Consider the following 13213-nt stretch of genomic DNA (forward strand, 5'->3'; position numbering starts at 1 on the left):
TGGCTTCGCGTACTTCGGCGGGTTTCAAGTAGCTCAGGGAGTCATTTGGGGCGGTATTGCAGCCAGCGCCGCCGGTTGGCTCCTAGGCCTTCGTCGGACCTGACATCGGATCGTCCAGCGTATGGGGGCATCACATTGCCGACCGCCGATGCGCGGTAGCTGAACACCCCCGGGCCAGTGCGTCGCGTCTGAAGCTGGCCCTGAGATCCATACCGACCTAACCGGGCTGAGGGCGGACAGCAGCATGTGACAGGGCCGCCCCGTGCGGCCCTTTTTCATGGGCCGAGGTTTACAACCTACTGTTTTTCTTAACCATTCACGCTCGACCCTCGCCATCTGCAGAAAAAGCTAAAGATCGGCCCCCCTCTGCCGCTTATGTGATGCACCGCACACTTTCATGTTTTCTTAACCAAGTGCGTCATCAGGGGATCAGAAGTTGAACAAAGTATTCAAGGTGGTATGGAGCAAGGCCGTGGGTCAGTGGGTTGTGACCTCGGAATTCGGGATGGCCGCAGGTGGCCGCACCCGTCGCACGACCAACCGGCTGACCACCGGCCCTCTGGCGGCCCTGAGCCTGATGACCGCGCTGGCGCTGTATGGTCCCTCCGCGATGGCCGCAGTGGACATCACCAACATCGGGTTTGAAGACGGCACGTTGAGCGGCTGGACGTATTCCGACACCGGCACCCAGGGCTCTACGAGCTATAGCGACACCGGTGTCGGCGCCGCGGTGGTCACCGGCATGACCGATTTCCAGGCCGACAACGGCACCCATACCTGGACGGTGACGCCGTTCGGCAACAACATGGCCTCGTTGCAGGCGGGTAACGGTTCGGACTCGTTCGCCACGGCTGCGAACGCACTTGGGCTGGACGCTGCAAGCCGCGCGCTGGTGCAAAGCACGATGGCTGGGGCGCCCACGAATGCTTCGTGGCTCTACCAGGACCTGACCCTCGCTGCGGGCGACTTCTTCAGCATGGCGTGGCAGTACGTCTCGACCGACTACGAGCCGTTCAACGATGCTTCGCTGACCTCGCTGATCAATCTCGGCGACGCCTCGGTGTTCGCGACGGTGAACAACCAGAACGCGCAGTACGCGCTGCTGGGGGCCACCAACATCGGCACGGGCAGCTACTCCACCGGCAGTTATGGTGCGACCGGCTGGCAGGTCGCAACCTACCAGGTCAGCACGGCCGGCACGTACCGCCTGGGGTTCATGTCATTGAACCTGAAGGACACGGCGCTGAGCCCCGTGCTGTTCGTGGACCAGGCACCGGGCCTGACCTTCGACAAGGGCGTGCCCTTCGGTCCGGTCGCGCCCAACCCGGGCAGCGGCGCGCCGACCACGCCGACCACGCCGACGACTCCGACCGGCCCGATCATCATCGATGGCCCCAAAGGCACCGATGAGCTGGGCAACGAAGACGAGGCGTCGTTCGAGGGCGGTACGCTGGTGGTCGACAAGGACACCAACGTGGATGTCGACTTCAAGATCGACGACAAGCCCGGCACGATCGATCAGAACGGTCACGACTCGACGTTCACCGGCAAGATCGAAGACTCCACCGCCGGCGTTCCGGGCTCGCTGATCGTCAAGAACAGCGGCAACGGCGGTTCGGTCACGCTGACCAACACCAACGGCTACACCGGTACCACCGAGGTCGACGAGAACACCACGCTGGCATTGTCCGGCAATGGCTCCATCGACAAGTCCAAGAAGCTGGTGATCGACGGTACGCTGGACGTGACCCAGGCCGCTCCGGTCGTGAACATCACCTCGCTGGACGGCAAGGGCGATGTGGCGCTGGGCAACAACACGCTGTCCATCACCGATGCCAACGATGAGTTTGAAGGCACCATCGGCGGGCAGGGCGACGTGGCCATCAACGGCGGCACGCAGGTGCTGTCGGGCACGAACACCTACGCTGGCGGTACCTCGGTCAGCAACAACGCCGTCCTGCAGGTAAGCAGTGATGAGAACCTGGGCGACGCTGCAGGCAAGCTCACGCTTGACGGCGGCACCCTGCACACCACCGGCGACGTCAACAGCGATCGCGACGTGGTCCTTGCCGGCAATGGCACCTTCACCATCGACACCAACACCACGCTGACCAACAGCGGCGAGGTGTCCGGCAATGGCGGCCTGATCAAGAACGGCGAAGGCGGCCTGGACCTGACCGGTACGGTGAGCCACAGCGGTGGCACCACCGTCAACGAAGGCGAGCTGACCCTGTCGGGCCAGAACACCTACACCGGCGGCACCACGCTCAATGGCGGCGTGCTCAACGTCAGCAGCGACGGCAACCTCGGCGATGCCGCAGGCGGCCTCACCTTCAACGGCGGCGAGCTGCACACCACCGGCGACGTCAACAGCGACCGCGACGTGGTCCTTGCCGGCAATGGCACCTTCACCACTGACACCAACACCACGCTGACCAACAGCGGCGAGGTGTCCGGTAATGGCGGCCTGATCAAGAACGGCGAAGGCGGCCTGGACCTGACCGGTACGGTCAGCCACAGCGGTGGCACCACCGTCAACGAAGGCGAGCTGACCCTGTCGGGCCAGAACACCTACACCGGCGGCACCACGCTCAACGGCGGCGTGCTCAACGTCAGCAGCGACGGCAACCTCGGCGATGCCGCAGGCGGCCTGACCTTCAACGGCGGCGAGCTGCACACCACCGGCGACGTCAACAGCGACCGCGACGTTGTCCTAGCGGGAAATGGCACCTTCACCACCGACACCAACACCACCCTGACCAACAGCGGCGACGTGTCCGGTAATGGCGGCCTGATCAAGAACGGCGAAGGCGGCCTGGACCTGACCGGTACGGTGAGCCACAGCGGTGGCACCACCGTCAACGAAGGCGAGCTGACCCTGTCGGGCCAGAACACCTACACCGGCGGCACCACGCTCAACGGCGGCGTGCTCAACGTCAGCAGCGACGGCAACCTGGGCGATGCAACGGGCGGCCTGACCTTCAACGGCGGCACGCTGCAGGCAACCTCGTCGATGACCACCGGCCGCTCGATGGTGCTGGACAGCGTGGGCGCGCTGCGCAGCAGTGAAGGCAGCACCCTGACGGTAACCGGCCCGATCAGCGGCGGCGGCACCCTGGTGGCGGACGGCCAAGGCACCCTGGTGCTTGGCGCGGCGAACACCCACGCTGGCGGCACGTTGATCAGTGGCGGCACGGTCGTGCTGGCGCATGCTGGCGGCCTGGGCTCCGGCGCCGTGGCAATCGATGATGCGACCCTGCGCACGACGGTCGACACCCAGCTGTCGCAGTCGCTGCTTGTGATGGGCGAGGCCACCCTGGATGTGGCGTCGGGCACCACGACGCAGCTGACCGGCACGCTGGACGGTTCGCGAAGCACCGGCTGCTTCATCAAGAGTGGTGCGGGTCGCCTCAACATGGCAGGCACCGCGATCCTGGCCAATGGCACCTGCGTCAACGAGGGCACCCTCAGTGCCAATGGCGTGCTGCTGAGCGACGTGCAGGTGGAACGTGCCGGCACGGTCCGTGGCACCGGCGCCATCGCCGGCAACATGCGCGTCGATGGCACGCTTGCCCCGGGCAACTCGCCGGGCACGCTGGCAGTGACGGGTACCGTCACGCTGACCGACGACGCCACGCTGCAGATCGATATCGACGGGTACGGCACCGGCGCCGGGGCCGGCAACTATTCGCGCCTGGTGGTGTCCGGCGCGGCCGGTCGCTTCGTTGCCAACGGCACCCTGCAGCCGCTGCTGCGCGGCATCAGTGGCAATGCGAGCAATACCTTCACCCCGAAGGTCGGCGACATGTTCCGCATCGTGAGCGGCGAAGGCGGAGTGACCGGTACGTTCGACAGGCTCCTGCAGCCGACCGAGGGCCTGGCCGCCAGCACGCGCTTCCAGGTGTACTACACCACCGGTTTCGACATCGACCTGTACGTGACACCGACGGCCTACAGCGCTGACCTGGTGGGCAAGGTCAACGGCAACGGCCTGGCCACTGCGGCTGCACTGGATGCCCTGGTGGAAGCCAGCGACGCCGGCACCACCACCGCGGAGCAGACCGATCTGCTGCGCGCGGTGTGGCAGCAGGACGCGGCGGAACTGCCGGTGCTGGTGACCGCCCTGACCGGCGAGAACCACGCCAAGCTGGCCGCGCTGGCGCAGTCCAATGCGACCGCACTGGCCGACGATGTGACCGGTCGACTGGGCCAGGGTGTGCTGGTGGATGCATCCAGCACGCGTATCGAACAGCTGCTGTGGGCCAACATCGGCTACGGCGATCTGTCGGTTGACGCCGATGCCAGCGCCGATCGCTTCGATGCCCGCCAGCGTCGTGCCACCGCCGGTATCGACGTGTACCGCTCCTCCAACGCGGCGTGGGGCGCCGGCCTGGGCCGCACGACGTCGGAACTGGAACGCAGCCCGCTGGACAACACGATCGACAGCAACGCGTTCTTTGCCTATGGCGCCGCCAGGGCAGGTGCGGTGGTGCTGGACGGCATGCTGTCCTACTCGGCCGACCGTTGGGAAAGCCAGCGTCCGGACGTCCTCAGCGCCGGTGGTGCACTGTCCGGCAAGGCCTCCGGTACTACCCGGATGGTCAGTGCCGGCGTCAGCCTGCCCTTCACGGCGGCAGGCCTGAACTGGCAGCCCTCGCTGCGCGGCAATTGGCAGAAGGTTGAGCGCAATGCCTACCGAGAAGGCGGTGACTCGCTGGCGGCGCTGGACGTTGCACCCCTCAATTCCGAAGGCAGCCGCGCCACGCTCGGCCTGTCGGTCGGCTCGCTGGTGAACGATCCGCTGGCGGCGCGTGCGACGTGGCAGTTTGGTGTGCAGGCGGGTATCAACCACGGCCAGGTTCGCCAGGCCACGGTGACAACCGTGCTGGCTGGCGAGCAGGTGGACCTGTCCGCCGCCGACGCGGGCAAGGGCTTCGGTCGGGCCCAGCTGCAGGGCACCGTGCGCCTGGGCGCGTCGAGCTACCTGTACGGTGGCGTCAGCACCGAGCAGGGGTCGGGCGTGGAGAACAACAGCGTCAACGTGGGTATCCGCATCGCGCTGTGATGGCCAGCAGCGGGAGGGCCTCGCCTTCCCGCTGCGGCGTGCAACCGAGGCCGCGCAACCCACTGGGGTGCGCGGCCTTTTTCATTTACTGGGTCGAAGGCAAGAGGCTACCGGCAATCGTTGAGATTACGATTGACCAGTTTCGTGTGCTCTGCTCGGTACCGGCGGACCATGGAAAACCCTGCCCCGTTTGAGCCTTCCGAAGGCTTCGAGAGAATCACCAGTGGGCCATCTGGCTGCAACCACCGTGGTCACGTCCCAGCTGAGAGAAGCGTGTGGCCCATACGCTTCAAGCGGCTGCCTCGGATAGCGATCTTCGAGCACCGCCTTCAACGCCGAATGCGTGGCTTCTGCGTACGATCCCAAGAACGATGCGGCAACGGGTTCGCCAGTCGTGGCCAGCGTCGAGAGACTCGCCACATTCATGCGCGTTGTTCCGATCATGCAGACACCCTCGCGCGCGAACACTGAGCGGGTGGATGTCGCGGGAAGGCACGTGTCAGCCGGCATCGGCTCCTCGGCGTCACGCGGCAGCGCATTGAAAGCCGCAATCAGCTGGTCTTTCGAAAGCGCTGCGGCCAAGGGGCACTCCGGCAGGACGGGCAAGTCCGCAAGCGGCACGGCGACCACTGGGTGTGCATCCGGCTCCAGCGAGGCGAAGAAGGTGGCGGCCGCCTGTTTCATTGCCTCGCATTCCGACGCGGAGGTCTCAACGGAAAGCAGAATGGTGCCCGCCTTTGTGCGGACGCTCTGGCTGGCTGCGCAGGAAGTCGCGGTCTGAATGTCGTGGGCGATCCCGGGCAGCCCTCGATAAGTGAAGCGGGTAGAGGTCGCGCCCGGGATAGGCCGCTCGAAATTCACCTGTCCTGTTGCGGCGTCGCGGTCCTGCCCACGCATGGCCATGAACTTCATTCCGTCGTGCCCGCAGCCGAGCATGTCGGCCTGCGTAAGGCTCTCTGTTCTGGACCGGAAGGTGAAGTCATTAAACAGGCACGGCAGTCGAACCGAGTAGCCGCCGTTCGTGGACGTTGCCGTGGTCCAGCCATCTGGCCCCAACGTGCCGGCCCCCATGCGATGCATTTCCAGCCCCTCAGCCGGGCCGTTGGCAATGGCCGGGGCAACGAAGCCCGGCAGCAGGGCGACGAGCAGCCAAAGGCGGTAGGGCAGTCGGCCGTGAGGAACGAGGCGGAGTGAGAGCATCAGCGAGTCCATTCGGAGAGCAAAGGTAAGCAGGATACAACGACCTGTGCGAGGTGTTCTTTAGCGGAAACCATGAGAACCCAGTGCTTCTGGCCGGAAGCGGACATGCAAGTTGGAAATGACCAGGATTTCGCTTCAGGGGCATCGCCCTGTTACCACAGTCACTCCCCTGCCCGCGCTGAAAGGCTGTCCCAGATCCGCCCGTCACGCTGCGCTTCAGTGGTGACGTTGAATACCGCCTGCTCGCCCAGCCGATCACGCAGTTGCTGCAGATAAAGACTGCGAGGTGCCACCACCTTGCCCATCGACTGCACGATCCCTGCTGGCTCCTCCGGCGGGAATTTCCCAGGTTCAATAGTGCCAACCTGCCCCACGCTCCAGTTCATCGCGAAGGGCGGCGCCTGGACGACGTAGATATCGTGTTCGGTGTTCCAGAACATCTGCTGAGCGCCCGCCCATCCATGGCCAGTTCCGCTGTAGCGGCGGTTCTGTGCCCGCAGCATGTATCCCTTGGTATTGTCGTACAGAGTGCCGGTGGACCAGCGGTGATGTGGACCACTGTCATTGCTGTCGCCCACGGCGAGGCAGTCCAGAAACACATTGGGCCCGGGCACCCGTGCACCGATGACGAAGGTATGCCTGCCACCTTGGTTGTAGCAGCGCTGGGTCAGATTGAAGGCAGCGTTGCCTTCGTACAGGAACACGTAGCGGCGGGCTCCCTGGGTCTCGCCATACCTTGGGTCAAGATAGGCAATGTCCTGCAGGGTATTGAACCGCGCGCCGTTTCTGGTCACGAATCCATGCGACACATAGCGCACGGTGACATCGCGAACCCATGAATTGTAGGTTGCACCCAAGCGGAGCGCGGTAAAGGGCCCGGAGTCGGCAGTGCCATTGATCGTGCCCGTCTCGGGGTTACCTTCAAGACGAAGGTCCTCAATGCCGACCTGTGAGATACGCATGGGATCGGTGCGGTAGACGCTGCCACCACCGAAGCGCGCCTCGATGGCATCCATGATGGGGGCATCAAGGGTGATCGTGTGATGGTCTATGGCGGTGACGACGCGCTCGCTGTACCCGGTATAGTCGCTGGGCGTCCATCGGTATCGCGCGGTGTCGATGCCCTCGGGGCCGAGCCAGCGGGCATTGGGCTCTCTCACGATCGACACCGTGTCGCCCACCCGATAGCCGGCAGCGGAGGTCACCGTAATCCGCATCGCCCCCACCGGCACGTACTCCATGTTGATTGCGGTCCGGCGTGCGTCCAGTGCTGCGCGGGGCACCGCAGACTCGCTGGTCCCCACGTCAAGGATCTTGCCCTGCTTATCGCTGACGTCGGAGCGGATTACAGTGCCGTCTGCGCCTCGACCCTCCCCGCGCAGCACGACGCCGCTGGCCCGGATGGTCAGTGTCCTGCTCAATCTGTAGTGGCCGCGCCGCAGCAGCACTGCGCCGCGCAAGCCGCGGCTGTCCTTGGCACGTACGGCCACCGCGTCGACGGCTGCCTGGATGCGCGGGTAGTCGTCACTCCCGGTACCTGGCTTGAGGACCTTGATAACTGGGATGCTGGTGCGGGTAGGCAGACTGACGCCGCCTCCCTGGTAGCCGGCGCGGGAGAAGTCCGGGACGATGTTGCGCGCGTGATCGCTACCCCTCTCCGAATACAAGGCATACCGCAGCATGCCGTCTCTGCCCAGACTTACCAAAGGGGCGTCCCTGGCATTGTTGATGGGATAGGTAAAGGCGCTGGCCTCCGAAGCAGGCGCTGCCGCTGAAAGAGTGGAGAACACGCAGACGGGCAACGCCACGAGCGTAAGCGTGAGGACTCTGGGAAACGCTGGCAGTGAAGTCATGCGGGCGACGAGGGCGCGCAGCGCCTCACCAGAGCAAGGTGGCTTGAACCTGGAAATCTCCATCACAGCGTCGGCGGCTCCGCACAGCGCTCGGCCACCACACCGCCATCCACGAACGCGCCGACCGCGGCAACGAAGCAGTGCGGCGCTACCAGAGGAAGCAGATGCGCGCCTCGTTCCACCGTGTGGAAGGTGACTGCCCCCGACTTGCCGAGTGTGGCAGCATGCTCCACCGCACCGTCATACGAAGTGTTGGGATCAAGCGTGCCTTGCAGAATCAGCGTACGCGGCAGGGCTTCGGGGCTCTTACCAAACCACGCATCGCGCGGATAGCGCGGAACGCTGCCGCTCACGAGCAGGCCGGGAATGGGACTTACGAACAATGCGTCCTTCGCCTCTTTCTCGACCATGGAAAGGGTCAGCTCCGGGCGCGCGCTGTTCTCCGAGGCGGCGATAAGCATCACCAGCGGCAAGGCTGGTTGATCGTTGCCACTCTGCCCGAGCTTCCCGAGCGCAAGTTTCCAGTCTTCGGTAGACGCGACCAGCGATCGAGCGTCGCCGTCCGAAAGATCCTGCACGATCTGTGGAATACGATCACGCAGTCCCGGGAAGCTCAGCAGGGCGGCAAAGTAGCGGCGCAGATCACCGCCCGGCACGACGTTCTGCCAAGCCGCATCCTTCACCGTCAATAACTTCCGATAACGCTCGAGGCCTTGCTCATCCATGCTCTGTCGACCCACTTGGTCGACCAGGGCCGTGCGTCGGCTGAGGTCCCATGTCTCGGTGGTTTCAAGAGGCACCAACCCATCGAGGATCAGGCCATCCACCTGCAACGTGTTGACCTGGAGTGCCCGTAGCGCCAACTGGGTGCCGTACGACACCCCGTAAAGCAGCACGTCACCGTTTCGATCCGCACCTGACATCAACTCGCCAAGGTCCTGCGCAGCCTCGGTAATGGAAAAGGCCGAGGTGCGCCGCAGATTGGCGTACATCTCACCGATGCAGGGGCCCCATTCCGCTCCCGCCAGCCCAGTGCCGTCAGGGCTATCGGGCGATTCCTGGACGGGGCAGATCCGCGCCGACCGACCCGTGCCCCGGTGATCGGGAATGACCAGATCAAAACCGGGAAACGCACGCTGGTAGGTCTGGATCGTCGGGTAGAGCGACGCCCCTGACTCGCCCGGGCCGCCGGAGAGCAGCCAGACCTCGCCACGCTTGGCGTGCCCGGAGGTTGCCGGTATGCGCCGCACGAACAGCGAGAGCTTTTCACCCGAGGGTTCCGCGTGGCGCAGTGGTACGTTCACGGTGAAGCATTGGGAGCCACGCAGGGCAGGCGCTGCGTCATCCTCGCAGGCTTGTGCCTCCGGCGCCGATGCGTGAGAGATCAAGGGTGAGGCGGCAAGCAACAACGTCCACAGCGCCTTGCGATACATCGGCCTTCCCCTGGCTTGAATGAGTACCAACACTGAGGGGAGAGCAGGAACGAAGCTACTGCCGGAAGTAATCCCCGACGTTGCCGCTCTTTGCGCTGTGCGTCCCAAGGGTCAGGACAACGTGCGCCACACCTCGTCCGTCGGCTCGCCATTCAAGGCCAGGTGTGCTGCTCTCGCAGGCGGTCTGATCGCCGCTGCCAGATCCCCCAACGTATAAGGCTTCCGCAGTAGCGCGAACCCATGGTCGGTTTCCCGCGCAAGCAGCTCGCTGTACCCACTGGTCAACACCACATGCAGATCCGGGTAGAGTCCGCGCAGTGTTTTTGCCAGCTCCAGCCCGCTGATGCCGGGCATCACCACATCAGAGAACACCACGTGGTAGCGCGCATGGTTCTTCTCCAGCTCCACCAGCGCATCGTCGCCATTGCGCGCCAGGCATACGCCACAGCCCAATTCCCGCAGCGCCGATACCGCGAACTCGGCAACGTCCACGTTGTCCTCTACCACCAGCACGTTCAATCCCCGCGCGTCCTGCAGCGACTGCGCGCCTGAAGCATCGTCAACAGCCAGCGCCTGGTTGGTCAGCGGCAGGTAGAGCACGAACGTGCTGCCCTTGCCCACGGTGCTGGTCACATCCACCTCGCCCTCGGACTGCTTGACGAAGCCGAACACCTGGCTCAGCCCCAGTCCGGTCCCTTCGCCCACGCCCTTGGTGGTGAAGAACGGATCGAATACCTGACTCATCACCGCTTCTTCGATGCCGCAGCCGTCATCGCTGACCGACACGGCAGCGAACGCCCCTTTCAATGGCGGCGCAAAGCGCACCGAGGGCATTGCCTCAACCCGGCGCACGCAGACGCGTACCGTGCCGTGCTCCGGGATCGCGTCGCGCGCATTGACCGCGAGGTTGATCAGCGCGGTGTCCAGCTGTGTCTTGTCCAGCAGCACATGCAGCGGCTCGTCGGGAAGCTCAAGCTCCAGCCCGACCCGGCCGCCGAGCAGAGTGCGGATGATATCGCCCAATCGTTCCACACCGTTGCCCAGCTCGAACACCTGCGGTGACAACGTCTGCCTGCGCGAGAAGGAAAGCAGGTGAGACACCAGGCTGGTCGCGCGATCAGCTGCCGCGCCGATGGCCTCGATATGCCGGCGCTGCCGCTCGTCGCGGGGAATGCCATAGCGCAGCATGTCCACCGAGCCGCTGATGACCTGCAGCAGGTTGTTGAAGTCGTGGGCCACGCCACCGGTCAACTGGCCGATCGCTTCCAGCTTCTGCGATTGGCGCAACTGCTCGCGCGCCCGGACCAGCTCGGCATGCGCCTGCCGTGCCTCCTCGCTGATGGCCTCGACTTGGCGCGAATGCTCGTTGCGCTCGGAAACGAACTCGGTCTGGTCACTGACCACGCACAGGATGCCCCCGACGGTGCCATCGGCCACGCGGATGGGGGAGTACGAGAATGTCCAGAATGTCTCCCGTCTCGTGCCGTCGCGGTCCATGAAGACGCGCAGGTTGCGGAAGCTGCGATGGGTGCCGGCCATGGCGTCGGCAATCGCGCCGCCCAGTTCGTCCCACACGTCATGCCAGACGATCCTGACCGGGGTGGCCATCGCGCCCGCCAGCTTGTTGCCCATCCACGGCACGAAGGCATCGTTGAAGTAGAACAGGTTGTCCGGGCCCCACGAGATCCACAGCGGTTCGGGGCAGTCGAGCATCATCGTCAGCACGGTGCGAAGCTCTTGCGGTGCCGCCTCGGCCAATCCCGCATGAACCCAGTCGCTGTCCTGGAGCAGGCGATAGGCTTGGGACTCGGGCGAAGACACCGGTAGATCGCAATGCCGCATGTGAAGACCTGTTTAGCGCGATATCACAGGGTAAGCGGAAACCGTTGACGGTGCGTGACGGCTGCGCTGCACGCTTGTACCCTCTGTGGGTTGCTGCCCATGCAACCCACAGAGGTGAGGCAGTAGGAGACAGGCTCAGCGCCGGTCCGTCTGCTGGCACGCTTTCAAGGCCCGGTCGTCACGCTCAGGTCGATGGACTTTGGGTTATCGGCCATCGCGATGTAGCTGCAGATCATCTGCCGCAGCAGCAAGGACGGGTTCTGGTTCAACCGCCATGCCGCCAGGCGGAACTGATAGAGCACTACCGGGCTCAGCTCCACCTTGATCGCAACGCGGCGGTTCACCGCGTACAGGATGCCTTCGAGGTTCACATCAGGCTCCCGTTGGGACAGATGGGCAGGCGGTCCGCTTCCACCATGGTGTGGTGGATCTGGCGTTCGAGCGTTCGCGGTACGCCCGGGCGCGGCAGCTTGGGGTGGTCCAGAACGGTGAGGGTGATGATGCCGTCCTGGGCGTCGATCTTGAGCTTGGCGCCTGCATTGAACCCCATGTCGCGTAGCCAGCGGCCGCGCAGTTTCAGGAAGGGGATGGTGACTTCGTCCTCGAATTCCGGCGGTGGTGAGCAGGACTTCGCGGTGCCGTTGCAGCTGTGTTCGGTCTCCGGCCGCGGTGGGCGCGGCGTGCGATCGAATGAGGGTGCTTCTTCCCAGTGCCTTTGCATGATGGACCTCCTGTAAGGATCACGCCTTGCCGGGATGGCGAGGCGGTCGGGAGGTTGGAAACCGACTAGCAGCATGCGGCGGGCGTATTTCCCCCGTGAGGGTGTTGTATTAGCCACCCTCCCGACCATGGGACGTCCATCATTCTGCTGCTAGTCGGAGTTTCCACGCTCCTTGTGGTCACCTTGCGCCGTGGGGCACGAGGGGAGAAGTTGTTTTTATTCATCGATTTGCGAGATCCGGTAGGCACGATCAATGAACGACGCTATCGACCTGTCGTGGTCAGCGATTCTGGGATGGAGTTCGCGATTGTGTGTGCCGTAGCAGTCGGTACGATCAATAAAATCGATTGCTCTCGGGCGATGCAGTCAACGGTAGGGTCGTCTGGGGAGCGACCCTACCGGGGTGGGGCGTTGCTTGTCCGGATCAGGTCGCCCTTCAGACTGGCGTTGTCACCGTTGACGCGAACCTTGGCTACGTCTGCCGGTAGACCGGAGATCAGGAACCGTGCGCCGTACTCGCAGATGCAGGCTGCTGCATCGCCGCCGCTGCTGGTCAGGGTGTAGCTCAGCTTCAGCGTGTCGCCATCCACGTGGGCCTTGCCGTTGCTGCCTTGGTCGAAGCCGCAGGTGGCTGGGTTGCGGACAAGGAAAGTGGCGGCGTCGCGGGTGCCGCTCGATGTTGCTTCTGGTTCGAGGGTGTCTTCGTTCCAGTCGCCTGCGCAGCCCAGGTATTCGAATTCGGTGAGCAGGCCGGTGCCGGCTTCGGTGTGTGAGGTGCAGGCAGTCGTGGTCATTGCGACGGCGAGAAGCGTCAGGACCATTCTGAGTAGTTTCAACAATGCAGGTTCCTTTCCATGTGATGCCAGAATCCGGGTGGACCCATGCCGTGCCAGGACGTCCAGGCGTCACGGTGGAACGGGGCGGTAGAGTCGATTTCCAAACGACTGCCGATAAGAATAATCGGCGCGGCGAACGCAAGGGCCTTCGACGGGGAACAGCGTTACCCCGGCCAAGGTCATGCCTCCCAGCATCGATCACCGTTATCGGCGGTCGTTTGGGAAGCGACCCTACCGTCGCCGTGCCGGCCCCGGCCCCCCAA

The 13213-nt window shown here is 64.4% G+C and carries 8 protein-coding genes; 1 reads left to right on the forward strand and 7 read right to left on the reverse strand.

What is annotated here, in order from left to right; genetic code table 11:
- Positions 1-436 precede the first annotated feature (436 nt).
- Positions 437-5065, forward strand: a complete 4629-nt coding sequence (locus PDM28_RS01085) for an autotransporter-associated beta strand repeat-containing protein (protein WP_311183463.1) — start codon at positions 437-439, stop codon at positions 5063-5065.
- Between the two features lie 126 nt (positions 5066-5191).
- On the opposite strand, the gene PDM28_RS01090 is transcribed toward PDM28_RS01085, so the two are convergent.
- The 7 genes from PDM28_RS01090 to PDM28_RS01120 form a co-directional block, all read right to left on the reverse strand.
- Positions 5192-6265, reverse strand: a complete 1074-nt coding sequence (locus PDM28_RS01090; protein ID WP_311183464.1) for a hypothetical protein — start codon at positions 6263-6265, stop codon at positions 5192-5194.
- A 161-nt stretch (positions 6266-6426) separates the two neighbouring features.
- On the reverse strand, positions 6427-8073 hold the full coding sequence (locus tag PDM28_RS01095) for a hypothetical protein (protein ID WP_311183465.1): 1647 nt from the start codon (positions 8071-8073) through the stop codon (positions 6427-6429).
- A 107-nt stretch (positions 8074-8180) separates the two neighbouring features.
- The gene (locus PDM28_RS01100) at positions 8181-9551 is read right to left on the reverse strand and encodes an alpha/beta hydrolase (protein WP_311183466.1); all 1371 of its coding nucleotides are present in this window, start codon (positions 9549-9551) and stop codon (positions 8181-8183) included.
- A gap of 111 nt (positions 9552-9662) precedes the next feature.
- On the reverse strand, positions 9663-11372 hold the full coding sequence (locus PDM28_RS01105; RefSeq protein ID WP_311183467.1) for an ATP-binding protein: 1710 nt from the start codon (positions 11370-11372) through the stop codon (positions 9663-9665).
- Between the two features lie 185 nt (positions 11373-11557).
- Complete coding sequence (locus tag PDM28_RS01110; protein ID WP_102947130.1) at positions 11558-11764, reverse strand: hypothetical protein; 207 nt, start codon at positions 11762-11764, stop codon at positions 11558-11560.
- Positions 11761-12114 (reverse strand): SymE family type I addiction module toxin, encoded by a 354-nt coding sequence (locus PDM28_RS01115; RefSeq protein WP_311183468.1) that lies wholly within the window; start codon positions 12112-12114, stop codon positions 11761-11763. Before PDM28_RS01115 ends, PDM28_RS01110 begins: the two co-directional genes overlap by 4 nt.
- A gap of 395 nt (positions 12115-12509) precedes the next feature.
- A complete protein-coding gene (locus PDM28_RS01120; protein ID WP_311183469.1) occupies positions 12510-12953 on the reverse strand; it encodes a hypothetical protein in 444 nt (147 codons plus the stop codon).
- Positions 12954-13213: the final 260 nt, after the last annotated feature.

The organism is Stenotrophomonas aracearum, from assembly GCF_031834615.1.
GTDB lineage: Bacteria > Pseudomonadota > Gammaproteobacteria > Xanthomonadales > Xanthomonadaceae > Stenotrophomonas > Stenotrophomonas aracearum.

Bases quoted from the DNA above. Each gene is read 5' to 3' on its own strand.
- PDM28_RS01090 (WP_311183464.1), bottom strand. From the start codon at position 6,265: ATGCTCTCACTCCGCCTCGTTCCTCACGGCCGACTGCCCTACCGCCTT.
- PDM28_RS01100 (WP_311183466.1), bottom strand. From the start codon at position 9,551: ATGTATCGCAAGGCGCTGTGGACGTTGTTGCTTGCCGCCTCACCCTTG.
- PDM28_RS01115 (WP_311183468.1), bottom strand. From the start codon at position 12,114: ATGCAAAGGCACTGGGAAGAAGCACCCTCATTCGATCGCACGCCGCGC.